Below are 23920 nucleotides of genomic sequence, written 5' to 3'. Positions count from 1 at the left end.
TGGTCCAGGTGTAGCTCAGATCGAACCCGGCTTTGCGCAGCTCCTCGTGGAAGTGCTTCACCGTGAAATCGTGGTAGCGGGTCACGAACTGATCGATCACCCACTCCACCTTGTCCACAGGCGCCCGCCGACCCGAAACCCGGCCGCGCCGCCGGTCGACAAGCCCAGCTGCACCGTCCGCCTCATAGCGGTCCCGCAAGCGGCGAAAATGCCGCTCGCTCATCCCGAGGAGATCCGCCGCCTCCACACAACTCAGCCTGCCCGACCGATAACGACCGAGCACCTCGCCAATCCGCGCCATGCGTACCTCCGCCAGCATCCGACCTCTCCAGCCGCAACCGGACAGATCGTCTGCTACGAAACCCGGACATGTCGTGTGCTACCAACAGGAGGTCTGCTGGTACGTTGACTCGCCCCGGTGTTCGTGTTATGTTCCACCTTGGCCAGAGTGCCGGGTGGCGTGGGCTCTTTGCTATCGTGGAGCGAAATGCGCGCTGTCCAGAGCCGGCGCGGGCGGCGCTTGGTGCCGGCGCGATACGGCGCGAAGAGGCGGTGCCAGTCGCCGCCCGGACGGGGCCGGCGCGGTCGGTCGAGGGGCTCGCCCGTTCTTGCTGCACTGCAGCAAATCGACCGTAAAGAACGGTTGAAATACGGTGGTGCGGCGCAGCACGGAGAAAGCGCGGGAGGTCGCGTGCGGAAACGGGCAGGGCCGTCCTGTAGCGCCCGCCGACCCGCCACGAAGCCCTGTAAATTCGCCTGTTGTTTGCAGGAGCGCGCCTGTTTCCGCCGGAGCCGCCGCCTGCGGCGGCGCGGTGCAGACCGGACGCCGCCTCGACAGCGGCGGGCGTGCGTTGGTAGAGGCGCCCGTCCCTGCCGGAGCCAGCCCCCTTGTCCTTCTCGTCCTTCCGTTCGTCCGATGAAGCCGCCGCCCTGTTCGCCCGCCTCGGGGTGACGCCGCCCGGCGGCGACCTCGTCTCGCGCTCGCCGATCGACGGCGGGGAGATCGGGGCCGTCGCCACCGCCTCGGCCGCCGATGTCGCCGCCGCGGTCGAGCAAGCGCACCGGGCCTTCGCCGCCTGGCGCGACGTGCCGGCGCCGCGGCGCGGCGAGCTCGTCCGCTTGTTCGGCGCGGTGCTGCGCGAGGAGAAGGCGGCGCTCGGCCGCTTGGTCAGCCTCGAGGCCGGGAAGATCCTCCAGGAAGGCCTTGGCGAGGTCCAGGAGATGATCGACATCTGCGATTTCGCGGTCGGCCTGTCCCGCCAGCTCTACGGCCTCACCATCGCCACCGAGCGGCCGGGACACCGGATGATGGAGACCTGGCACCCGCTCGGCGTCGTCGGCGTGATCTCGGCGTTCAACTTCCCGGTCGCCGTCTGGGCCTGGAACGCGTGCCTCGCCTTCGTCTGCGGCGACGCGGTCGTGTGGAAGCCGTCGGAGAAGACGCCGCTCACCGCCTTCGCCGTCCAGGCGCTGTTCGAGCGCACCGCCGCGCGCTTCGGCGACGCGCCGGCGCGCCTCTCGCAGGTCGTCCAGGGCGGACGCGAGGCCGGCGAGGCGCTGGTCGATCACCCCAGGGTCGCTTTGGTCTCCGCGACCGGATCGACCCGGATGGGCCGCGCGGTGGCGCCGCGGGTCGCGGCGCGCTTCGGCCGCTCTCTACTCGAGCTCGGCGGCAACAACGGCATGGTGGTCGCGCCCTCTGCCGATCTCGCTTTGGCCGAGCGGGCGATCACCTTCGCCGCGGTCGGCACGGCCGGGCAGCGCTGCACGACCCTGCGCCGCCTGTTCGTGCACGACAGCGTGTTCGACGCTTTGGTGCCGCGGCTGCGACAGATCTGGGCCGGCGTTCCGGTCGGCAACCCGCTCGACGACGGCATGCTGGTCGGCCCGCTGATCGATCGTGCCGCCTTCGAGGCGATGCAGGCGGCGCTCGCCGCGGCGCGGGAGCAGGGCGGCATTGTCGAGGGCGGCGATCGCCTCCAGGCCGAGGCCTCCCCCGACGCCTGGTACGTCCGTCCGGCGATCGTCACCATGCCGGGCCAGACCGCGATCACCCTCACCGAGACGTTCGCCCCGATCCTCTACGTGATGCGTTATTTGGGGCTGGACGAGGCAATCGCCGCGCACAATGCCGCGCCGCAGGGGCTCGCCTCGTCGATCTTCACCAACGACATCCGCGAGGCGGAGACCTTCCTCTCGGCCGCCGGCTCGGACTGCGGGATCGTCAACGTCAACATCGGACCCTCGGGCGCCGAGATCGGCGGCGCGTTCGGCGGCGAGAAGGAGACCGGCGGCGGCCGCGAGAGCGGCTCGGATGCGTGGCGGGCGTACATGCGGCGGGCCACCAACACGATCAACTACAGCCGCGACCTGCCGCTTGCGCAGGGCATCAACTTCAACATGCCGTGAGCCGATGAGCCGCATCGCCATCCTGACTCCCGATCCGGGCGACCTGCACTTCGAATCGCGCTGGGCCGACGTCGTCGAAGCCAATGCCGCGCCGCTTCGCGCGGCCGGCGCCTCGGTCGAGCAGCGCGTCTGGACCGATGCGGGGGACCTCGCCGGCTTCGACCTCGTCCTGCCTCTGCTCGCCTGGGGCTATCCGCGCGCCCATGATCTGTGGGTGGAGACGGTGCGCGGCTGGGAGGCGGCCGGGGTGCGGCTGCAGAATCCGGCCTCCGTGCTGATCTGGAATTCGGACAAGACCTATCTTGGTCGCCTCGCCGAAAAGGGCGTGCCGGTGGTGCCGACCCTCTATGCCGAGCGGCTCGACCGCGCCCTGCTCGAGAGCGCCGCCGCGCGCTTCGGCGCCGATCGGCTCGTCGCCAAGCCGCAGGTCTCGGCCGGCGCCTGGCAGACGATCCGCTGGTCTCCCGGCGATCCGCTCGACGGCGGCCCGCAAGGTCCGGCCATGGTCCAGCCCTACCTTGCCGAGATCGAGACGGCGGGGGAGGTCTCCCTGCTGTTCTTCGGCGGGCGGTTCAGCCACGCCATCGCCAAAAGGCCCCAGCCCGGCGATTTCCGGGTCCAGCCGGAATATGACGGCGTGATCACGCGGCACCTCCCGCGCGACGACGAGATGGCGGCTGCCGCGTCCGTGCTCGGCGCGATCGACGAGCGCCTGCTCTACGCGCGCATCGATCTCGTCCGCGGCGCCGGGGGGCCGCTGCTGATCGAGATCGAGCTGATCGAGCCCGATCTCTACCTCGGCTACGATCCGGCCGGTGGCGCGCCATTCGCCGCCGCCGTGCGGGACCTGATCTCCGGCTGAGCCTTTGGGCCCGCCATGGGCCACGTCATTCTCCTCGGCGATTCGATCCTCGACAACCTCGCCTACGTGCGGGGCGGCCCCGATGTCGTCCGCCAGGTCCGGACCAGGCTTCCGCTCGACTGGCAGGCGAGCCTGCTCGCCGTCGACGGGGCGGTGGCGCGCGGCGTGCTGGCGCAGCTGGCGCGGCTGCCGGCGGACGCCACCCACCTCGTCGTCAGCGCCGGCGGCAACGACGCCCTCGGCGCGTCGCATCTCCTCTCGCAGAGCGTCGGCAGCGTCGCCGAGGCCGTGTCGCTGCTCGAGATCGCGCAGAGCCGCTTCGCGCGCGATTATGCCGAGGTCGCCGAAGCGGTGCTTGCCCGCGGGCTGCCCGCCGCCTTCTGCACGATTTACGACACGCCGCCCTCGGCGCCGGACCACAGGATCATCCGGACCGCGCTGTCGCTGTTCAACGACGTGATCGGCCGCACCGCTTTCGCCGCCGGCGCGGCGCTGATCGACCTGCGGCTGATCTGCGACCGCGACGAGGATTATGCCAATCCGATCGAGCCCTCGGCCGTGGGCGGCGAGAAGATCGCGGCGGCCATTGGTCGTTTCGCAGCGGGAACTTTGCCCGGCGAGCGTCGCTCTACCGTCATCGCCTCCGCGCTGTGATCCCGCGGCGGCTCGGGCCCGCGCTTTCCGCATCGGAGGCGGGGCTCCGACGCGTAGGTTTTCATACGTTGGGAGATCGTCCGATGAACACCCGTACCTTCGCGCTCATCTTTGGCATCGTATTCCTGATCGTCGGCATCGGCGGCTTCATCCCCGGCCTGACGACCGCCGCGACACCCGATTCCGGCCTCAGCATGACTCACGGCTACGGCCACGAGCTCGGCATGTTCCCGGTCAACACGCTGCACAACATCGTCCATCTGATCTTCGGACTCTGGGGCCTCGCCGCGTCGCGCAGCTTCGGGGCGGCGCGCGGCTATGCCAAGGGCGTCGCGATCATCTACGCGCTGTTCACGGTGATGGGCCTGATCCCCGGGCTCGACACGACCTTCGGCTTCGTGCCGCTCTACGGCGCCGACGTCGTCCTGCACCTGCTCCTCGCCGCGGCCGCCGCTTATTTCGGCTTCGTCCGCCGCGACGTCGTCACCACCGACCGCAGCTGAGCCACCATTCGCCGACGGTAAGGGAGAGACGGCCCGGCACCCCAGGTGCCGGGCCGAATTATTTTTCCTTTTCCGCAGCTTGTCACCTTCTTGAAGGAAAAGTCAGGGCAGGTTAAAGCAACGTCCACGATAGGACCCGAGCCGCCAGGGGATCTGCGGCCGTCCATCTTAGGGAAACCGCCATGTACCGCCGTATCACTCTGCCGCTTGTCCTGCTCTCGACGGCTGCCGCCAGCCATGCACAGAATGCGGTGCCCGCGCCCGCGCCCGTGCAGGCCCCCGTCGCCGCCACGCCGACCGTCCAGGCGGCGCCGGCCCCGGTCGTCGCCGCGGAGTGGAAGCGCAAGCAGGCGCAGGAGCTGCTCGCTTATGTCGAGGCGATCGGCGAGGAGGGCCTGGACCCGGCCGATTACAATCCGGAGCGGCTTCGCCAGGCGATCGACGCCAAGGACGAGCGGCTGAGCGCCGTCGCGACCGAGACCTTCCTCAAGGTCGCCTCGGACCTGATGTTCGGCCACGTCCGCGGCGCCGCGCGCATCGACTGGTATGTCGAGGACGACAGCTGGAACGTCTACGATCAGCAGGCGCTGCTCGATCGCGCGGTGGCCGGCGAGACGGTCGGCGACGCGCTTCGCAGCCTGCTGCCCACCCATCCGCAATATGCGGCGCTGAAGACGGCGCTGGTCAAGGCGCAGGACGAGGGCAGCCGCGGCAAGATCCGCACCAATCTCGATCGCTGGCGCTGGCTGCCGCGCGACCTCGGCCAGAAATACGTCATCGTCAACGTGCCGGCCTATACCGTCGCTTTGGTCGAGAGCGGCGTCACCCTCGACCGCCGCCGGGCGGTCGCCGGTGCGATCAAGACTCCGACGCCGTCGCTCAACGCGACGATCACCGGCGCGATCTTCAACCCCTGGTGGGAAGTGCCGTCGAGCATCGCCCGCGAGGTCGCCGGCAAGAAGGGCTATGTCTCGGTCAAGAGCGCCGGCGGCGCGGTCCGCTATCGCCAGCCGCCGGGGCCGTCGAACGCGCTCGGCAAGGTCAAGCTGGTGATGGGCAATCCGCACGCCATCTACCTGCACGACACCAACGCCAAGAACCTGTTCAACAAGCAGGCCCGCGCCTACAGCCACGGCTGCATCCGCACCGAGGACGCGGTCGGCTTCGCCGCCACGCTGCTCGACGGCACCGAGTGGAGCCGCGACAAGGTCAACGAGACGGTGAAGTCGGGCAAGACGGTGCAGGCGAACGTCGCCACGCCGATCCCCGTGTACATCGTCTACTTCACCGTGGCCGGCACGGACGAGGGCGATCTCAAGCGCTACGACGACATGTACAGCCGCGACACCAAGGTCCTCGCCGCCCTCGACGATCGCGGCACGGCGCTCGCGTCGAACTGAGCGCGGGTTCCGCAGGAAAAAGAAGGGGCGCGGTCCGGGGGATCGCGCCCCTTTTTTGTGGGCCGCGACGGGCCCTGCCGGATGAAGGCAGGAAGAAGAGGGGCTCTCGCAAAGCCGCGAAGACGCGGAGGCTCGGCGCCTGGAAAGGGCGTCAGGCCCAGCCCGTCATTCCGGCGCAAGCCGGAATCTCAGGTCGGAAGAGGCACTTCAGGTCAGGGGAGCGCTCCCTTTGCGGCTGGGTCTACTCTCCCCGAGATTCCGGCTTTCGCCGGAATGACGTGATCTGGGAGAGGCGCGGGGCGCGGGGTGCCGCCCGCGTGAACCGGTCCACAGGCCGCGCCCTTCTTCGTGCCTGGTTGCTGCATTCGCCTGGACGCCCGCGGGACCCGCGGCATCGCTGCGGCGTTACGCCTCGCAACCTTGCCTCCTGAAAGTCCTTCATGACCACCCCCCAGATCCTCGCCTTCGCGGTCCTCGCGGGGATGATGCTGCTCTTCATCTGGGGCCGGGTCCGCTACGATCTCGTCGCGATCCTCGCCCTGCTCGCCGCCCTGGCGCTCGGCATCGTCGAGCCCGACGACGCCTTCTCCGGCTTCTCCGACGACATCGTCGTCATCGTCGCCTCTGCCTTGGTGATCTCGGCCGCGGTCGAGCGCTCGGGCGTCATCGAGGCGATGCTCTCCCGGCTCGCCGGAGGCACGCAGCGCCTCGGCACCCAGCTCACCGTGCTGGTCGGCTCGGTCACGATCCTCTCGGCGCTGGTGAAGAACATCGGCGCGCTGGCGATGATGATGCCCGCCGCGTTTCAGATGGCCAGGAAATCGAACAGCTCGCCGTCCTGCCTGCTGATGCCGATGGCGTTCGGATCGCTGCTCGGCGGGCTGATGACATTGGTGGGCACCTCGCCCAACATCATCGTCAGCCGGGTGCGCGAGGACATGACCGGCGAGCCCTTCTCGATGTTCGATTATACGCCGGTCGGGCTCGGGCTCGCCGCCATCGGCCTGGTCTTCCTGCGCTTCGGCTATCGCCTGCTGCCGGCCGGGCGCCGGGCCGCGCCGACCCTCGGCGAGGCGCTGGACATCGAGGATTACGCCACCGAGGCCGAGGTGCCCGCCAACTCGCCTCTGGAAGGGCGGACCGTCGCCGAGTTTCGCGACATGGTCGAGGGCGAGATCGAGGTCACCGGGATCCATCGCTACGACGGGCGCAGCGCGCGGCCGCTGCCCGACGTGGTGATCAATCCGGGCGACGTGGTGACGCTGAAGGGCGAGCCCGATGCGCTGGAGCGGGCGATCTCCGTCGCCGGGCTCGAGCTCGAGGGCCAGCATCGCGAGGCGGCGGCGGGCAGCGGTTCCTCGAACGTCGGCGTGATCGAGGCGGTGGTCGGCCGCGATTCCGTCCTCGCCGGCGAGGCGGCGGGGCGGATCGCGCTGCACGACCGGCACGGCGTCAACCTGCTCGCTGTCTCGCGCAGCGGCGAGCGCATCATCACCCGGCTGCGCGACATCGTGCTCGCGCCCGGCGACGTGATCGTGCTCCAGGGGCCGCTCGAGGCGCTGCCGGCGCGCCTTCGCGACCTCGGCTGCCTGCCGCTCGCCGAGCGCCAGCTGCGGCTCGGCGCCGCCCGCCGCGGCCTGGTGCCGATCGGCATCCTCGCCGGCGCGATGGCGCTGACGGCGACCGGGCTCGTGCCCGTGGCGATCGCCTTCTTCGGCGCGGCGGCGCTGATCATGCTCGCCGGCGCCTTGCCGGCACGCGAGGCCTATGAGCGGATCGAATGGCCGATCCTGATCATGATCGGGGCGCTGATCCCGGTCTCGGATTCGCTGCGCACCACCGGGGCGACCGATCTCATCGCCGGCTGGCTGTCGTCCACCGCGTCCAGCTTGCCGGCCTGGGGCGCGGTCGGGCTGATCATGGTCGCGGCCATGGCGGTGACGCCGTTCCTCAACAACGCGGCGACGGTGCTGGTGATGGCGCCGATCGCCGCGACCTTCGCCGGCGAACTCGGCTACCGACCGGAAGCCTTCCTGATGGCGACGGCGGTCGGCGCCGGCTGCGATTTCCTCACGCCGATCGGCCACCAGTGCAACACTCTGGTGATGGGCCCGGGCGGCTATCGCTTCGGCGATTATGCGCGTCTCGGCGCTCCGCTCAGCCTGCTCGTCGTGCTCGCCGGCGTGCCGCTGATCCTGGCGGTCTGGCCGCTCAGGTAGAGTTGATCTCCCCCGCCGCGCGGACCGGCGGCGGGGGAGGGAGAGTTCAGAAGCGGATGCCCGCGCCGACCTTGATCTGGTTGCGGGCGACGTCGTGGCCGAGATCGCCCTCGTCGTAATTGGTCCGCAGATATTCCGCCTTGGCGTAGAAGCTCGCGATCGCGACCTCGGCGCCGGCGCCGAAGTGCAGGCCGCGCTGGTTGTCGGTGCCGTCGAAATCGCGGGTCGGATCGGTGACGTTCTCGTACACCGCCTTGAACCGGCCGCTCGAGTAACCGGCCTTGCCGTAGACCAGGATCGGGCCGCCGACCTTGAACCCGGCGCGCGCGCCGAGATTGTAGTTGCGCTTCGCGGTGTAGCAGAACTCGTCCGAGCCGAACGCCGCGTCGCACGAATCCACGTTCGGGAAATCGACGCCCGCATAGCCGCCGACGACGGCGGAGCCGAGATCGAGATCGTAGCCTGCCTCGACGCCGAACGAGACGTCGTCCTGCTTGCGGCTGAACGGGCTCGCGCCGTTGTTGAGGTCGGCCTTGACGGCGTCGCTGGCCCGGCCGGCCGTGACCTCGGCGCGCAGGCCGGAGAAATCGGCCGCCGCGGCGGGCGCGACGGCGAGCAGGCTCGCCGCGCCGGTGATTGCGAGATGGAACTTCATGATACTCCCTTTCTTGCGGATCGGCCGCCGTGGCGGCCCCCTTCGGTCCCTGTTGGCAACAATGCCCCGCAGCGCTGGTAGGGGCGGCAAGCTGTCGCTGTCATTTACGGGATGTTGCTGTAGCCGGCGGCGAGCGCAGGCGCTTGATCGGCTTGGCAAAGCTGCCATGATGCGGAGGCCAAGGGGAGGGCTCGGACGATGTTTTCACGCAGCGCCAGACAGCCGGAGCGCCCCGGCTCGACGATCGCCGCCGACGCGGTCTTCACCGGCAATATCACGACCGCCGGACGGCTCCATATCGACGGCGCCGTCCATGGCGACGTGCGGTGCGGCGAGCTCAGCCAGGGCGCGGGCGGCGCGGTGCACGGCAACATCGTCGCCGAGGCCGCCCGGCTCGCGGGCCTGGTCGACGGCGCCGTGGAGGCGGGAACGCTGGCGCTCGAGGCGTCGGCCAGGATCACCGGCGACGTTCTCTACGAAAGCCTCGGGATCGCGCCGGGCGCCGAGGTGGAAGGCCGCTTCCGTCGCCGCAAGGGTCCGGCGGATCACGGCGCCTGCTCGGCACGGGCCGAAGCGGTCCGCGCAGCGTCTGCCGGCACCGAGGCGGCGGAGACGGTCGCCGATCCGGCCGTCGCTGCGCCCAGGGCGCCCGCCGAGCGGACGCCCCGCCGCGCCGCCCGGACGGCGGCCAAGGGGCCGGAGCTGTTCCCGGTCCCGGCCGAGCTGCATCCCGATGCGGAGGCCGCCGAATAGGAACCCGCCTCGCTCCGCCTTCGTTGCCCTCCCGATAGACGTTGGAGGATGCGATGATATCGGACGAAGATAGAGGCGGCCCGGCGGAGAGCACCGACGGCGAAGGCGGTCCGCGCCAGGACGCGGTGGCGGAGGCGAGCGCCGGTTCCGGCAGCAGCGAAGGCTCGCCGCGCGCGCCGGCGACGGCGGGGACCACCGGCGGCGGCGTCGATGGCGGCACGGCCGGCACCGGCCAGCCCGAGGTCGGCGGAACCGGCGCCGGCCCGGGCGCCGCCGGCGTGGCGCGCGGCAGCCGTGACGATACCGGCGGGCTCACCGTCGGCGAAGGCGGACATGGCGGCGGCGCCGGCCAGGGCGACGATCTCGCCGATCGGCTCGGCGGGCAAGGCGACGAGGCCCGGGCGAGCGGCACCGGCATGACCGGGGCGGGCTCCGGGACCGGCGACGCGAGCCTGACGCGCAGCGAAGGCGCGGCGGGGGACGGCCTGGGCGGCGTCGATGCCGGCTCGCCCGGCGGCATGGGCGGCGTGCGGGCATCCGGCGGCACCGGCACCGACCGACCGCCCGGCGGCGCCAGCCCCGTGCGGATCGAGCAGGAGACTCGCGGCAAGGACTGAGCGCCGCGAAGGTGAGCGCCGCGTAAACCATGAACGGCAAGCGGGCGCTAAGCAGGCGCGCGCGATCCTTCGTTCATGGACAAGGGGCGGAGATCGTGGCGCCGGGCCGCCGTGGCGGCAGCGCTGGTGCTCGCCGCGCCGCTGCTCGGCGGCGCGACCGGGCGGCTGACCAGTCTCGACGCCCGCCTGCTCGCGGCCCACAATCGCGAGCGTGCGGCAGCCGGCCTCGCACCGCTGCACTGGGACCCGGCGCTCGCCGACGACGCGGCCGACTGGGGCGCCGCGCTCGCCGAGATCGACGACATCGAGCATTCGCCGGACGACCCCGACGATCCCGATCCGCAAGGCGAGAATCTGTGGCTCGGCACCACCGGCTATTTCTCGCCGGAGGACATGGTCGGCATGTGGGTCGAGGAGAAGAAGCATTTTCTCCCCGGCGCCTTTCCGGCGAACAGCCGGACCGGCAACGTCGACGACGTCGGCCACTATACCCAGCTGATGTGGCGGGACACCGGCCGGGTCGGCTGCGCGCTGGCCGAGGGCGCCGAGAACGAGATCCTCGTCTGCCGCTATCTCACCGCCGGCAACGTCGAGGGCGAACGCCCCTTCTAGCGGCCGGCCGCGCGGAGTGGCCCGTGCCCGGCCTCAGCGCAGCAGGGCGACGGCGACGTTCGGATCGAGGTGGCCCGGGTTTACCCTGGTGACCGTGGAGGCGACGCGGTCGGCGCCCGCGACCTTCTGCTGCAGCCGGGCGGCCGTGCCGCTCTCCTGCTGCTTGATCGTCGCCAGAGCGAGCTCGAGCTGGACGGGATCGGCGACCGGCGCCGGGCTGGTCCCGCAGGCGGAGAGAAGCAGGGCCGCGAGAACGGCAGGACAGGGGAGGCGCTTGATCATTCGCGCCTCAACGCCGTGCTAAGCGTTTGGATGCAGACGAATTTGCCCTCCGCGGAGCCGGCCGGACCCGCTACTTCGGGTCGGCGTAGGTCGCGTAGGTGTCGCTGGCGTTGATCAGATAATCCTCCACCTGCAGACGTGCGCCTTCCTCGGCATCGGCCCGTTTCAGCCCGCTGGCGACGTCATAATCGACCAGCGACTTGACGAATGCCGCTTCCTCGTTGGCGCAGGTGGACTTGACCGCGGCGGTGAACGCGTCGCCGCTCAGCTTGTCGGCCGTCTTGGCCTTGATCACCTTCTGGATGCAGGCACCGTAGACCTTCCGCGCCTGGGCGGAGGGCGCGGCGCTCGGGGCGGCCGCTGCAAGGGCGAGCGTGGTCACAAGCGTAATCGAAATCATCGGCGGACTCCAATCACTTAACCTGACTGGGAAGAGACTGGGCCCGTACGCGCCAAAAGGGAAGCTCTTTCTTGCATCCGTCGGCCCGCCGCGTGCCGGCGGCGACCTCATCCAGAATGGTGCAGGCCATCGGCACACGCGGCAGCCGCGACGAGCCTCGACCCGACAGCGCGGAGGCAGCCGCGCAGCACCCGCCGGGGTTGCCGCAAGTGCTTAAGACAACAAGAGAAATCCGCGAGACACGGCAAGCTCTCCGACGTGCTGCACTGCGACATAAATACCACACCGGCCGATTTCCTCGAAATTTTTGTTCCTGCTATGAAACCAAGCCATGGCCCTCTCGTTAGAGGGGCCGTCTGGCGAGGGGCCTCAGCATGCGTTCCGCTGTACTGAGGCGTTTCGGCAACATTGGTGGGGATAAGCGTGCTTGCGCGGAAACTCCGCTTACCGTAATGAGTTCAGTGTCGTTCCCGTTGGGACGCAATAGAAAGGGGAAGATTATGCGGAAGCTCGCCATCGCAGTGGCGCTTTCATCGACCTTGCTCGCAACTCCAGCATTTGCGCGCGATGGCGCCTGGTATGTGGGCGGCGAATTCGGTGCGATGATCGTCGAGGATACCGACGTCGACATCAACACCGTTGAGAACGTGATGTCGCTCGACCATGAGTATGGGTACGACGGCGGCCTGTTCGTCGGCTATGACATGGGGGCGTTCCGCCTCGAAGGCGAAGTCGCCTACAAGAAGGCCGATCTCGAGAGCTTCGGGACCACCATTCGCCTTCCGGGCGAGGGTTCGTCCTTCCCGACCACCCGCGATTTCGCCGGCGGCAGCACCAGCGCTCTCAGCTTCATGCTGAACGGCGTGCTCGATTTCGGTGACGACGAGGGCCTCAGCGGCTTCGTCGGTGCCGGTGGCGGTATCGCCCGCGTGAAGTACAACAACCTTCGCGTGTTCGACAATTCGGCGCCGTTCCTCGACGACTCCGACTCGCGCTTCGCGTGGCAGGTCTTCGCCGGCGTTCGTCAGGCGATCAGCGACAACATCGACGTGACGGTGAAGTATCGCTTCTTCAACGTCGACGATCTGACGATGGTCGCGTTCAACGGTCGTCCGGCGGAATCGAAGTTCCGGTCGCACAGCCTTCTCGGCGGTCTGACCTTCAACTTCGGCGCGCCGACCCCGCCGCCGCCGCCGCCGCCGCCGCCGCCCCCGCCGCCTCCCCCGCCGCCGCCGCCGCCGCCGCCGCCGGTTGTGGAGCCGGCTCCGATCGGTCCGTTCATGGTCTTCTTCGACTGGGACAAGGACGAGATCACTCCGCAGGCTGCGGCGATCCTGGACAACGCAGCGTCGTCCTACCAGCAGACCGGCCAGGCCCGCGTCATGCTCGCAGGTCACGCCGACCGTTCGGGTTCGGATCAGTACAACGTCGGTCTGTCGCAGCGTCGTGCCGCGAACGTCCGTTCCTACCTCGCCGGTCGCGGCGTGCCGGACGGCGTGATGACCACGGAAGCGTTCGGCGAGAGCCGTCCGCTGGTCGAGACCGCCGATGGCGTCCGCGAGCCGCAGAACCGGCGCGTGGAGATCACCTTCGGCCCGGGCTCCGGCTGGTAAGAAGGGCTTCCACTCTCGGGTGGAAGACACGAAAATTGGGAGTCGGTCCTTCGGGACCGGCTCCTTTTTTCTTGGGCTTCGCGGACGCCGCGGCGCGGCGTTCGAACCTTTCCTTGAAGCGGTTGTTTCTGCCGAAGCCGGTGGATAAGCGGGCTTCTTTCTAGATCCTTCAGGGGACTTCAATGCGCATCGCAATGATCGGGACCGGCTATGTCGGTCTGGTGTCGGGGGCCTGCTTCTCCGACTTCGGCCACGACGTCGTCTGCGTCGACAAGGATCAGTCGAAGATCGATTCCCTGAAGCAGGGCATCATGCCGATCTACGAGCCGGGGCTCGATCGGCTCGTCGCCTCCAACGTGAAGGGCGGGCGGCTGTCCTTCACCACCGATCTGCAGGAAGGCGTCGCCGGCGCCGAGGCGATCTTCATCGCCGTGGGCACCCCGTCGCGCCGCGGCGACGGCCATGCCGATCTGAGCTACGTGTTCGGCGCCGCCCGCGAGATCGCCGAGGCGCTGACCGGCCCGGCGGTCATCGTCACCAAGTCGACCGTTCCGGTCGGCACCGGCGACGAGGTCGAGCGCATCCTGCGCGAGGTGCGCCCCGATGCCCGCGCCTGGGTGGTCTCCAATCCCGAATTCCTTCGCGAGGGCGCGGCGATCGAGGACTTCAAGCGGCCCGACCGGATCGTCGTCGGCATCGACGACGAGGAAGCGGCCGAGGTGATGCGCGAGGTCTATCGTCCGCTCTACCTCAACAAGGCGCCTTTGCTGTTCACCGGCCGGCGCACGGCCGAGCTGACCAAATATGCCGCCAATGCCTTTCTCGCGACCAAGATCACCTTCATCAACGAGATCGCGGACCTGTGTGAGATCGTCGGCGCGGACGTGCAGGACGTCTCGCGCGGCATCGGGCTCGACAACCGCATCGGCCCCAAGTTCCTCCACGCCGGACCCGGCTATGGCGGCTCGTGCTTCCCCAAGGACACGCTGGCGCTGCTCAAGACCGCCGAGGATTACCAGACGCCGCTCCGCATCGTCGAATCGGTGGTGACCGTGAACGAGGCGCGCAAGCGGGCGATGGGCCGCAAGGTCATCCAGGCGCTCGGCGGCGATGCGCGCGGCGCCGCCGTCGCCCTGCTCGGCCTGACCTTCAAGCCGAACACCGACGACATGCGCGACGCGCCGTCGCTCAGCATCGTCCAGGCGCTGCAGGACGCCGGCGCCAACGTGCGCGGCTACGATCCGGAAGGTATCGAGCAGGCGCGGCCGCTGATGCCGGACGTCGAGTTCTTCGAGAGCCCCTACAAGGCGGCCGAAGGCGCCGACGCCGTCGTCCTCGTCACCGAATGGGACGTGCTGCGCGCGCTCGATCTCACCCGCCTGGCCCGGACGATGAAGCAGCCGATCTTCGTCGATCTGCGCAATGTCTATCCCCCGGCCGAGGTGGAGGAGGCCGGCCTCCGCCTCCATTCGGTCGGTCGCGCGCAGCGGAGCTGAGGCGCGCGCGGCAACCGTTTCGGCGGCGGCTCGTTCAGCCTGGATGTGGAAGGGAGACGAATGATGAAGCTTGGGACTCTGATCCTGGGAAGTGCCGTGCTGGCGCTCGGCGCCTGCGCGACCGGCGGTGACGAAGGGTCGCCGCAGTCCGACGCCGGCCCCGCAAGCGTGTCGGCGGAGATCCGCGACGCCACCGGCCGCGTCGTGGCGCAATCGACCGCCGAAGAGGTCGGCGACGGCATTCGCGTGCGCGTGGAATCGGTCGCGCTGCCGCAGGGCGCCTATGGCGCGCACGTCCATGTCACCGGGCGCTGCGATCCGCCGGCCTTCACCACCGCGGGGCCGCACTGGAATCCGACCGGCCGGCAGCACGGCAAGGACAATCCGCAGGGGATGCACAAGGGCGATCTGCCCAATCTGCTGGTCGGCACCGACGGGCGTGGCAGCTTCGAATACACCATCCCCGACGCGTCGCTGACCGGCGGCGCCAGCGCGCTGCTCGATGCGGACGGCGCCGCCGTCGTGGTGCATCAGAGCGCCGACGATTACCGGACCGACCCGTCCGGCAATTCCGGCAACCGCATCGCCTGCGGCGTGCTCGGCTGAGCCAATTCCAGGTCGGGTGCCGGGCCGATCGGGCGCCGCCGTCGCCGGGCATCGGCGGGGCGGCGCCCTCGGGCCGGCCCTGACGCAAAAGGTAAGCTCTTGGAAAGGCTTCCTCCCGTAGCTGAGGAATGCGCCGGTCCATTTCCGGCGCGTGCTTCGAGAGGTAGTCGATCGTGAACGCCATAAGCCCCATCGTCCCGAGCCGGAGCTTCGAGCTCGATCTGTCGGCGCGAGGCTATCAAGTGCTGTTCCGCGCCAACGAGACCAATCGCTGTCCGGGCTGCGGCCATGCGCAGTGGCTGGTCGGCCGCATCACCGCGGAATGCTGCATCTGCGGCACCGCGCTGCCCCTCGAGTGGAGCGAGCTCAACATCGCGCCGGCCCGCAAGGCCGTCGCCCTTCATTTCGTCGGCGGCGCCGCGGAGCGGAAGGGCCGCGACAACCGGCGGGAGGAGCGGCGCCCGGGCGAAGGACGCGTTCTCGCCTTGTTCGTCGACGGTTCGCCGCATCCGTTCGCGATCGAGAACATCTCGGACGGCGGCGTGATGGGCGCCGCGCCGTCCGGCATCGAGGAATCGCGGAGCCTGTGCGTCGAGCTCGAGGACGGAACCATGCTTTCGGCCGAGCTCAAGTGGACGGACGGCAAGGCCGTCGGCCTCGCCTTCCTGTCGCCCGCCGATCAGGCGGCGCGCAAGAGCGGCTGACGTCTAGATCGGCTCGCCCGCCGCGCGGGCGCGCTCGATCTTCTCCGCCTCGAGGGCGGCGATCCGCCGCGCGCCGATCCACAGGCCCAGCAGGGTGAGCGGCGGCATCACGAACAGACAGGCGATGCCGGTGCCGAGGCCGCCGGTGAGCATCGACATCTTCCCGGCGAAATAGGGGCCGAGCGCCAGGCCGACCATGGTCGTGCCCAGGATGTAGGTCGCGCCCGCCGTCGCCCGCATGCGCGGCAGCACCAGGTCCTGCAGCGTCGCAACCGCCGCGCCGACCCAGGCGGAGGCGAACATGTGGGCGATCGGATTGACGATGTAGAAAGCGGCGAGGCTGTCGGTGGTCAGCATGAACGCGACCGCAGGGATCGGCAGCACCACGCTCGCCATGTTGACGAACAGCCGCCCGCGCGGATCGCGCTGCCGCCACCGGTCCGAGACATAGCCGCCGACGATGACGCCGGTCGCCGCGGCGAAGGCGGCCGACCAGCCGATGATCAGGCCCACTTCCTCCTTGGCGGTCATGCCGCCGATGTAATGCGCGGGCGCCAGCGGTCCGCCGTAGAAGGTCGCTTCGGCATAAGGCGGTATCCAGAAGGACGTCGCGTAGGTGACGAAGGCGATGCTGCCGAAGCTGAGGGCGAGGATCACGACAACGGGGCTGCCCCAGATCAGCCGATAGGCGGGAAGGTCGCGCGCCTTGAGAGACTGGATCCATGAGAAGACCGCGTAGACGCCGAGGCCGTAGGCCGACCATTGCGGCCAGTCGCCGGTGAGGCGGATCAGCCCGAAGGCGCCGAGGACGACGATCGCGAGGACGATCACATTGGTCTTCAGCGCGCCTGGAATGCGCGAGACGCTGAGCAGCGTCAGCGGCGGCAGGATGGCCATCAGCTCGCGGCCGAAATCGCCCCAGGCATTCGGCCGGACCACGGGTTGGGCCATGCCGTCGGACGCGCCGCGCAGCGGCTCGCGCAGGCTCAGCACCCACAATGCCAGCAGGAGGCCGGGAATGCCGACCGCCAGGAATGCCGCCTGCCAGCCGGCGAGGCCGAGCGGCGCGACCGCCGGATCGGGAAAGGCCCTGGTCCAGCGGCTGACGATCAGCCCGCCGATCGGCAGGCTCAGCGCGCCGCCGATGTAGAGGCCGCTGGAATAGATCGACAGGGCCGTCGCGCGGCGCTCCTTGGGGAAGCTGTCGGCGATCATCGAATAGGCGGCCGGGGAGGCGCTCGCCTCGCCGATCCCGACTCCGATCCGCGCCGCGGCGAGCATGCCGAAGGTCGAGGCGAAACCGGAGAAGGCGGTCATCGAGGACCAGAGCGCAAGGCCCATCGCCATCAGCCGGCCGCGGTACCAGCTGTCCGCCAGCCGCCCGAGCGGAATTCCGAACAGAGCGTAGAAGACCGCGAAGGCCGTGCCGTAGAGGAAGCCGATCTGGGCGTCGGAGACGCCGAGGTCGCGCTTGATGTCGCCGACCAGGATCGAGAGGATCTGCCGGTCGATGAAGTTGACGACATAGACGAGGACGAGGACGAACAGCGCGTACCAGGCATAAGCCGCGACGCGCGACGAGACGGCGTTTCCGGCAGGTGTCGCCTCTGCTCGCCGCATCGCCGTCCCCCCTCGTTGTTATTGTCTCTGCATCTGGCTAGCACAGCCCGGCCTTTTGACAATCGGGCTTGGGAAACGATGGTCTCTGTCCTGTTCGTCTGCCTCGGGAACATCTGCCGCTCGCCCCTTGCCGAGGCGGCGTTCCGCGCGGAGGCGCGGCGGCGGGGGCTCGAGGTCGAGGTCGACTCCGCCGGTACCGGCGACTGGCACGTCGGCCGGCCGCCCGACCGTCGCTCGATCGCGGTCGCCGCGCGCAACGGAGCCGATATCGCCCATCTCCGTGCGCGCCAGGTCCGTGCCGCGGATTTCGATCGGTTCGATCACATCGTCGCGCTCGATCGTGACAATCTCGCCACCCTCCGCCGCCTGCGACCCGAGGGCGCGCGGGCCCGGCTGTCGCTGCTGCTCGATCATGTCGAAGGGCGCGAGGGGGAAGCGGTGGCCGATCCTTATCATGGCGAGGCGGAGCATTTCGACCTCGCCTGGGCGGATGCCGTCGCCGGCGCGCGGGGGCTCGCGCGCACCATCGCGGGCGAGGCGGCTTGAGCGCCTTCGCGCGCCGCGTCGCGGCGCTGACCGGCCTCGCCGAGGAGAGGATGGAGCACCTGGCGGGCGGCGATCTCTCCGAGGTCCTGCTCGTCCGGCGCCCCGACGGTCGGCTGAGCGTCGCCAAGGGCGGGCCGGCCGCGGCGAGCGAGGCGGCGATGCTGCGCGGACTCGCCGCCGCCGGCGTTCCCTCCCCGGCGGTCGAGGGGGAGCTCGGCGGCGTACTGATGCTCGAGCATGTCGAAAACGATCGGGTGTTCAGCCCGGCCGCCTGGCGGTCGATCGGGTCGGCGCTGCGCAGGCTCCACGATAAGCAAGGGGAGAGCTACGGCTGGCCGGTCGATTACGCGCTCGGCACCGTCGCGCTCGACAATCGCCAGCGCTCCGAATGGCCGGCCTTCTGGCTCGAGCAGAGGCTCGTTCCGACCGCTTCGGTGCTCGATCGTCCGTGGCGGGAGCGGATCGCGGCGCTGGGCTCCGTCATCGCCGATCTGCTTCCCGCCGCGCCGGCGCCGGCGCTCCTCCACGGCGATCTCTGGTCGGGGAACATCCTCGTCCGCGGCGGCCGTCTGGTCGCCTTGCTCGATCCGGCCTGCTATCATGGCCATGCCGAGGTCGATCTGGCGATGCTCACCCTTTTCGACACGCCCGACGCCGCGTTCTGGGAGGCCTACGGCCCGCTCGAGCCCGGCTGGCGAGCGCGGCGACCGGCCTATCAGCTGTTCCCCGCGCTGGTGCACCTTCGCCTGTTCGGCGCCGGCTATGCGGGGATGGTCGAGCGCCTGCTCGCCGCGCTGGACGGCGCGGACTGAGCCGAAGCTTCAGCCGAGGGCGTAGCGCGCCACCGTCTCGTAGACCGCGCCTGCCGGCGTGAGGTGGCTCTGGCAGAGCACGAACTCATCGACGGGGAAGGGCGGGCTCGAGACGCTGCCGGCGCCGACCAGGAACGGCTCGACCGGGCCGCCGCCGCGGGCGATCCGCGCCAGCGTGATGTGCGCGGCATAAGCGCGGCGCTCCGGCTCGAGACCGGCGCGGACCAATGCCTGGTCGATCTTCTTGTGCAGCGACTTGAGCGGCGCGATCGGCGATACGCCTGCCCACAACACCGTCGGCGCGCCGCGCCGGTCGAAAGCCCCGATGCCGTCGAGGGCGAGATCGAAGCGCGGGTGGTGGAGGCTGGAGAGCGCCGCATCCACGTCCTCGGCCTGGTGACGGTCGACGTCGCCGATGAAGCGGAGGGTGAGGTGGAGCTGGTCGTCGGTCTGCCAGCGGGCGCCGCGCACGCCGCCCATCAGGCCGAGCAGGCGCTCGCGGATCGCCGCAGGCGGCCGGATGGCGACGAACAGGCGGATCATCGCGCCGCTCTCTAGCCCAGCAGCCGGGCGGCGCGAACCGGTTTTCCTTGAACCTTCGCCGCAACGGCACGATATTGCAGGTCACGGCGACCATTCGCCGCCAAAGGAGAGAGTTCGAAATGGCTAATGGATTTGACCCGCGCGGCTCCGCATCGCCGTTTACGGCGACCACGGCCGGACGCGAGAGCGTCGCCTTCGACGCGGGCCTGCGGTCCTACATGCTGTCGGTCTACAATTACATGGCGTCGGGTGTCCTGCTCACCGGCGTCGTCTCTCTGCTGTTTGCCCGCTCGGGCGCGGCGGAATCGATCCTGTTCGGTCCCGGCATCCTCAAATATCTGATCATCTTCGCGCCTCTGGCCTTCGTGATGGTCCTCAGCTTCGGCATTCACCGTCTGTCGACCGGCGCCGCGCAGGCGCTGTTCTGGGCGTTTGCGACGGTGATGGGCCTGTCGATGGCGTCGATCTTCTTCGTCTACACCGGCTCCTCGATCGCGATCACCTTCTTCGCCACGGCGACCGCCTTCCTGTCGCTGAGCCTGTGGGGCTACACCACGAAGAAGGACCTCTCGGGCTTCGGCACCTTCCTGATCATGGGCCTCGTCGGCCTGATCGTCGCGTCGCTGCTGAACCTGTTCTTCCAGTCGCCGGCGATGAACCTGGCGATCAGCGCGATCGGCGTGCTGCTTTTCGCGGGCCTCACCGCCTACGACACGCAGCGGATCAAGAGCCTCTATTTCCAGGTCGCGGGCACCGACATGATCGGCAAGGTCGTGATCATGGGGGCGCTGAACCTCTATCTCGACTTCGTGAACATGTTCACCTTCCTGCTCCAGTTCCTCGGCAGCCGCGACTGACGGCTGGGCGGAAGCCGCATAGCAAGAGGCCCGGCGGCGACGCCGGGCCTTTTTTCATTGCAGTTCCGGCCGAGCGGCAGGGGACGGCCGATCGCTCAGCTCTGCGCGGGCTGCGGCCGGTTCTGGACCTGCGCCACAAGGGCGTCGTCGAGCTCGGCGGCGCGCTTGGCTGCCGGGCGGTCGCGAAGCCGGGCGAAATAGGCCTCGAAGGCGGGCCTTTTCTCGATCGTGCCGAACTGCATGCCCCAGCCGATCTGCGCGCCGACATAGACGTCGGCGGCGGTGAACTGGTCGCAGCAGATGTACGGGCCGGGGCCGCTGACCGCCTGCTCGAGCGCGTCGATCGTCGCCTCGTAGCTGCCGTAGCCGGCCATGGCGCTCTTCTCCGGCGGCGCGAGCAGGCCGAGCGCCTTGCCGGTCACCGCCGCTTCCACCGGCCCCGCGGCGAAGAACATCCAGCGATAGTAAGGCGCCCGCATCTTGTTGCCCGGCGCCGGGGCAAGGCCGGCATCGGGGAAGGCATCGGCAAGGTAGGCGCAGATCGCCGCGCCTTCGGTAACCACCGTGTCGCCGTGCCGGATCGCCGGCACCTTGCCCATCGGGTTGATCGCGAGATAGGCCGGGTCCTTCATCGAGGTGGCGTATTCGAGCAGCACCGTCTCGTAGCTGCAGCCGACTTCCTCGAGCATCCAGCGGGCGATCCGCCCGCGCGACATCGGGTTGGTGTAGAAGGTGAGGGACTCGGTCATCGTGGCTCCTCTTGGCTGTCGCCGCGATCGTAACCGGCGGAGCCCCGCCGCGAAAGCCGCAGAACGATCCGATCCTCCCCTTGGAGGGGAGGTGTCGCGCGTCAGCGCGACGGAGGGGTGTCAGCCTCTCCACCCGCGCGGCCTATTCGACTGCGCTGATACCCCTCCGTGAGGCTCCGCCTGACACCTCCCCTTCCAAGGGAGGCCAAAGCAGAAAGGGCCCCCTCCTTGCGGAGAGAGCCCTTGCTGGTTGCGCGGCGCTTCGGATCAGGCCTGTTCGGCCGCGCCCTTCTCGGGCTGCTCCTGATCGCCGTCGGACTTCTTGCCCTTCTTCTTCGAGGCCTTCGGCGGCGCCGAGATGATCTCGAAGACGGGCGCGTTGTCCTTGATCGTCACCTTGACCTCGCCGCCGTGGATGAGCTTGCCGAACAGCAGTTCCTCGGCCAGCGGCTGCTTGATCTTCTCCTGGACAAGGCGGCCCATCGGGCGCGCGCCGTAGAGCTTGTCGTAGCCGCGCGCGGTGAGCCACTTGCGGGCCTCGTCGTCGAGGTCGATGTGGACGTTGCGATCGGCCAGCTGCAGCTCGAGCTGCAGGATGAACTTGTCGACCACCCGGGCGACCACCTCGGTCGGCAGGTAACCGAACGGCACCACCGCATCGAGCCGGTTGCGGAATTCCGGCGTGAACATCCGCTTGATCGCTTCCTCGTCCTCGCCCTCGCGGGTGATGTTGCCGAAGCCGACGCCCTCGCGCGCCATGTCGCTGGCGCCCGCATTGGTCGTCATGATCAGGATGACGTTGCGGAAATCGACCGTCTTGCCGTGGTGGTCGGTGAGCTTGCCGTTGTCCATCACCTGCAGGAGGATGTTGAACAGGTCCGGATGCGCCTTCTCGATCTCGTCGAGCAGCAGCACGCTGTGCGGATGCTGATCGACCGCGTCGGTCAGCAGGCCGCCCTGATCATAGCCGACATAGCCCGGGGGCGCGCCGATCAGCCGGCTGACCGAGTGGCGCTCCATATATTCGGACATGTCGAACCGCTGCAGGGGGATGCCCATGATCGCGGCGAGCTGACGCGCCACCTCGGTCTTGCCGACGCCGGTCGGGCCGGAGAAGAGGTAGTTGCCGATCGGCTTGTCGGGATCGCGCAGGCCGGCGCGGCTGAGCTTGATCGCCGAGGCCAGCACTTCGATCGCCTTGTCCTGGCCGAAGACGACCCGCTTGAGGTCGCGCTCGAGATGCTCGAGCGTCTTCTTGTCGTCGGACGAGACGCTCTTCGCCGGGATTCGCGCCATGGTCGAGATGACGCTCTCGATCTCCTTGGTGGTGATCGTCTTCTTGCGCTTCGACAGCGGCACCAGCATTTGCATCGCGCCGACCTCGTCGATCACGTCGATCGCCTTGTCCGGCAGCTTGCGGTCGTTGATGTAGCGCGCCGAGAGCTCGACCGCCGCCTTGATCGCGTCGGGCGTGTACTTGACGTTGTGGTGCTCCTCGAACGCGGTCCGGAGACCGGCCAGGATCTTCACCGTATCCTCGATCGTCGGCTCGTTGACGTCGATCTTCTGGAAGCGGCGGAGCAGTGCCCGGTCCTTCTCGAAGTGGTTGCGGAACTCCTTGTAGGTGGTCGATCCGATGCAGCGGATCGTGCCGCCGGAGAGCGCCGGCTTCAGCAGGTTGGACGCGTCCATCGCCCCGCCGGAAGTGGCGCCGGCGCCGATCACGGTGTGGATCTCGTCGATGAACAGCACCGCGTTCGGCATCTTCTCGAGCTCGGTGACGACGGCCTTCAGCCGCTCCTCGAAATCGCCGCGGTAGCGGGTGCCGGCGAGCAGCGCGCCCATGTCGAGCGAGTAGATCACCGCTTCCTTGAGGACGTCGGGAACGTCGCCCTCGACGATCTTGCGGGCGAGGCCTTCCGCGATCGCCGTCTTGCCGACGCCCGGATCGCCCACGTAGAGCGGGTTGTTCTTCGAGCGGCGGCAGAGGATCTGGACGGTCCGGTCGACCTCCGGTCCGCGGCCGATCAGCGGATCGACGCGGCCGCTCTGCGCCTTCTCGTTGAGGTTGATGGTGAACTGCTTCAGCGCGGATTCGGACTTCTTCTTGCCCTCCTCCGGCTTGCCCTCGTCGGTGCCCTTCACCTCCTGCGGCTCGGACGCGGTCTCGCCCTTGCCGACGCCGTGGCTGATGTAGCTCACCGCATCGAGCCGGCTCATGTCCTGCTGCTGGAGGAAATAGACCGCGTAGGATTCGCGCTCGGAGAAGAGCGCGACCAGCACGTTGGCGCCGGTCACCTCGTCGCGGCCGGAGGACTGGACGTGCAGGATGGCGCGCTGGACGACGCGCTGGAAGCCGCTGGTCGGCGAGGGATCGGTATCGCCCTCCACCTTCAACGCCTCGAGCTCGTTGTCGAGGTAGAGACGGACCGCCTCGCGCAGCTCGCCGAGATCGACCCCGCACGCCTTCATGACGCGGCTGGCGTGGGTGTCCTCGATGAGCGCGAGAAGCAGATGCTCGAGCGTGGCATATTCGTGCTTGCGGCCGCTCGCCTCGGCGAGTGCCGTATGCAGCGTTTGCTCGAGTTCGCGGGCAAATGACGGCATTGACAACTCCTACTGCCCGCAAGCGCTGCGGGCCCTTTGCCCTGATGTTGGGTCTCTCCCGGCCCGATCAAGCAGGTGCCTGAAAAAGGTGGGGCGTCGGGAGAATGTTCCCCCAAAGGTTTCATTTTTTGAAAAGCGATTCCGCATTTGCGCGATGATCGACCGCGGCGGAGATCTTGGCGCGGACCCGTCCGATCTCTTCTTCGAGAATGGCGATCCGGGCATGGAGCTCATCCACCGATAGCGGGTCGAGGTCCTGTCGGACGAGCAGGGTCAGCGGGTCCTTGGGCTTGTCCGGAAACAGTTCGTCGAGATCCATCGCGGCGAGATTCTGCCGCGCGCGCTTTCCTGTCAACTGGCTGCGACTCGCCGGGCCTTGCGCGGCAGCGCTTTCCCGGCGA

The 23920-nt window shown here is 69.0% G+C and carries 25 protein-coding genes; 16 read left to right on the top strand and 9 right to left on the bottom strand.

Translation table 11 applies throughout. From position 1 onward, the window contains the following. Positions 1-319: helix-turn-helix domain-containing protein (locus E2493_RS15530; protein ID WP_135086479.1), on the bottom strand; the 319-nt coding region annotated here is incomplete at its 3' end. A 569-nt stretch (positions 320-888) separates the two neighbouring features. On the opposite strand from E2493_RS15530, the gene amaB reads away from it, so the two are divergent. From amaB to E2493_RS15500, 6 genes are all read left to right on the top strand, one after another. After that, a complete protein-coding gene (gene amaB, locus E2493_RS15525; protein WP_135088422.1) occupies positions 889-2409 on the top strand; it encodes an L-piperidine-6-carboxylate dehydrogenase in 1521 nt (506 codons plus the stop codon). A gap of 4 nt (positions 2410-2413) precedes the next feature. Next, positions 2414-3271, top strand: a complete 858-nt coding sequence (locus tag E2493_RS15520) for an ATP-grasp domain-containing protein (protein WP_135088420.1) — start codon at positions 2414-2416, stop codon at positions 3269-3271. 15 nt (positions 3272-3286) lie between these two features. Next, the gene (locus E2493_RS15515) at positions 3287-3925 is read left to right on the top strand and encodes an SGNH/GDSL hydrolase family protein (RefSeq protein WP_135088417.1); all 639 of its coding nucleotides are present in this window, start codon (positions 3287-3289) and stop codon (positions 3923-3925) included. An 83-nt stretch (positions 3926-4008) separates the two neighbouring features. Next, the gene (locus E2493_RS15510; protein ID WP_135088415.1) at positions 4009-4428 is read left to right on the top strand and encodes a DUF4383 domain-containing protein; all 420 of its coding nucleotides are present in this window, start codon (positions 4009-4011) and stop codon (positions 4426-4428) included. A gap of 182 nt (positions 4429-4610) precedes the next feature. Then, positions 4611-5828: a L,D-transpeptidase family protein gene (locus E2493_RS15505; protein WP_135088413.1), complete on the top strand. Its 1218-nt coding sequence runs from the start codon at positions 4611-4613 to the stop codon at positions 5826-5828. Positions 5829-6268: 440 nt separating this feature from the next. Further along, a complete protein-coding gene (locus E2493_RS15500; protein ID WP_135088411.1) occupies positions 6269-8047 on the top strand; it encodes an SLC13 family permease in 1779 nt (592 codons plus the stop codon). A 46-nt stretch (positions 8048-8093) separates the two neighbouring features. Here E2493_RS15500 and E2493_RS15495 read toward each other — a convergent pair whose 3' ends face one another. Beyond that, positions 8094-8702 (bottom strand): outer membrane protein, encoded by a 609-nt coding sequence (locus tag E2493_RS15495; RefSeq protein ID WP_167737562.1) that lies wholly within the window; start codon positions 8700-8702, stop codon positions 8094-8096. A 198-nt stretch (positions 8703-8900) separates the two neighbouring features. Between E2493_RS15495 and E2493_RS15490 the strand changes: the two genes are divergently transcribed. The 3 genes from E2493_RS15490 to E2493_RS15480 all read left to right on the top strand — a co-directional run bounded on the left by E2493_RS15490 (position 8901) and on the right by E2493_RS15480 (position 10684). Next, a complete protein-coding gene (locus tag E2493_RS15490; RefSeq protein ID WP_135088408.1) occupies positions 8901-9455 on the top strand; it encodes a bactofilin family protein in 555 nt (184 codons plus the stop codon). A gap of 53 nt (positions 9456-9508) precedes the next feature. Then, positions 9509-10072 (top strand): hypothetical protein, encoded by a 564-nt coding sequence (locus E2493_RS15485; protein WP_135088406.1) that lies wholly within the window; start codon positions 9509-9511, stop codon positions 10070-10072. Between the two features lie 111 nt (positions 10073-10183). Next, a complete protein-coding gene (locus E2493_RS15480; RefSeq protein ID WP_225421523.1) occupies positions 10184-10684 on the top strand; it encodes a CAP domain-containing protein in 501 nt (166 codons plus the stop codon). Between the two features lie 33 nt (positions 10685-10717). Here the strand turns inward: E2493_RS15480 and E2493_RS15475 are convergent, their stop codons facing one another. Further along, positions 10718-10966, bottom strand: a complete 249-nt coding sequence (locus tag E2493_RS15475) for a hypothetical protein (protein WP_135088402.1) — start codon at positions 10964-10966, stop codon at positions 10718-10720. Positions 10967-11036: 70 nt separating this feature from the next. Beyond that, the gene (locus E2493_RS15470) at positions 11037-11366 is read right to left on the bottom strand and encodes a hypothetical protein (RefSeq protein ID WP_135088400.1); all 330 of its coding nucleotides are present in this window, start codon (positions 11364-11366) and stop codon (positions 11037-11039) included. A gap of 500 nt (positions 11367-11866) precedes the next feature. Here E2493_RS15470 and E2493_RS15465 point away from each other — a divergent pair, with 500 nt between their 5' ends. The 4 genes from E2493_RS15465 (at position 11867) to E2493_RS15450 (ending at position 15785) form a co-directional block, all read left to right on the top strand. Then, a complete protein-coding gene (locus E2493_RS15465) occupies positions 11867-12979 on the top strand; it encodes an OmpA family protein (protein ID WP_135088398.1) in 1113 nt (370 codons plus the stop codon). 182 nt (positions 12980-13161) lie between these two features. Next, entirely contained in the window at positions 13162-14475 is a 1314-nt protein-coding gene (locus E2493_RS15460) for a UDP-glucose dehydrogenase family protein (protein WP_135088396.1), read from the top strand. 63 nt (positions 14476-14538) lie between these two features. Further along, on the top strand, positions 14539-15081 hold the full coding sequence (locus tag E2493_RS15455; protein ID WP_135088394.1) for a superoxide dismutase family protein: 543 nt from the start codon (positions 14539-14541) through the stop codon (positions 15079-15081). Positions 15082-15254: 173 nt separating this feature from the next. Next, positions 15255-15785: a hypothetical protein gene (locus tag E2493_RS15450; protein ID WP_135088392.1), complete on the top strand. Its 531-nt coding sequence runs from the start codon at positions 15255-15257 to the stop codon at positions 15783-15785. A gap of 3 nt (positions 15786-15788) precedes the next feature. Here the strand turns inward: E2493_RS15450 and E2493_RS15445 are convergent, their stop codons facing one another. Beyond that, complete coding sequence (locus E2493_RS15445; RefSeq protein WP_135088390.1) at positions 15789-17405, bottom strand: spinster family MFS transporter; 1617 nt, start codon at positions 17403-17405, stop codon at positions 15789-15791. Between the two features lie 78 nt (positions 17406-17483). Here E2493_RS15445 and E2493_RS15440 point away from each other — a divergent pair, with 78 nt between their 5' ends. Together E2493_RS15440 and E2493_RS15435 are read left to right on the top strand one after the other, a co-directional pair. Beyond that, a complete protein-coding gene (locus tag E2493_RS15440; RefSeq protein WP_135088388.1) occupies positions 17484-17951 on the top strand; it encodes a low molecular weight protein-tyrosine-phosphatase in 468 nt (155 codons plus the stop codon). Continuing rightward, positions 17948-18763: a fructosamine kinase family protein gene (locus E2493_RS15435; RefSeq protein ID WP_225421522.1), complete on the top strand. Its 816-nt coding sequence runs from the start codon at positions 17948-17950 to the stop codon at positions 18761-18763. The genes E2493_RS15440 and E2493_RS15435 overlap by 4 nt, the downstream gene beginning before the upstream one ends. A 9-nt stretch (positions 18764-18772) precedes the next feature. On the opposite strand, the gene thpR is transcribed toward E2493_RS15435, so the two are convergent. Next, a complete protein-coding gene (gene thpR / locus E2493_RS15430; RefSeq protein WP_135088386.1) occupies positions 18773-19306 on the bottom strand; it encodes an RNA 2',3'-cyclic phosphodiesterase in 534 nt (177 codons plus the stop codon). Positions 19307-19425: 119 nt separating this feature from the next. On the opposite strand from thpR, the gene E2493_RS15425 reads away from it, so the two are divergent. Continuing rightward, positions 19426-20163 carry a Bax inhibitor-1/YccA family protein gene (locus E2493_RS15425; protein WP_135088384.1) on the top strand — a complete coding sequence of 246 codons (738 nt, stop codon included), beginning with the start codon at positions 19426-19428 and terminating at the stop codon, positions 20161-20163. Between the two features lie 95 nt (positions 20164-20258). Here E2493_RS15425 and E2493_RS15420 read toward each other — a convergent pair whose 3' ends face one another. From E2493_RS15420 to E2493_RS15410, 3 genes are all read right to left on the bottom strand, one after another. Then, positions 20259-20912, bottom strand: coding sequence for a glutathione S-transferase family protein (locus E2493_RS15420; protein ID WP_135088382.1), 654 nt, complete (start codon positions 20910-20912; stop codon positions 20259-20261). A 267-nt stretch (positions 20913-21179) separates the two neighbouring features. Further along, a complete protein-coding gene (clpA, locus tag E2493_RS15415) occupies positions 21180-23519 on the bottom strand; it encodes an ATP-dependent Clp protease ATP-binding subunit ClpA (RefSeq protein ID WP_135088380.1) in 2340 nt (779 codons plus the stop codon). Positions 23520-23640: 121 nt separating this feature from the next. Next, positions 23641-23838 carry a DUF1192 domain-containing protein gene (locus E2493_RS15410; protein ID WP_135088378.1) on the bottom strand — a complete coding sequence of 66 codons (198 nt, stop codon included), beginning with the start codon at positions 23836-23838 and terminating at the stop codon, positions 23641-23643. Between the last annotated feature and the right edge of the window lie 82 nt (positions 23839-23920).

Source organism: Sphingomonas parva (ex Maeng et al. 2020), assembly GCF_004564275.1.
GTDB classification, from domain to species: domain Bacteria; phylum Pseudomonadota; class Alphaproteobacteria; order Sphingomonadales; family Sphingomonadaceae; genus Allosphingosinicella; species Allosphingosinicella parva.
The sequence above is the reverse complement of the archived record's forward strand: the minus strand, read 5'-3'. Positions and strand labels throughout refer to the sequence as shown.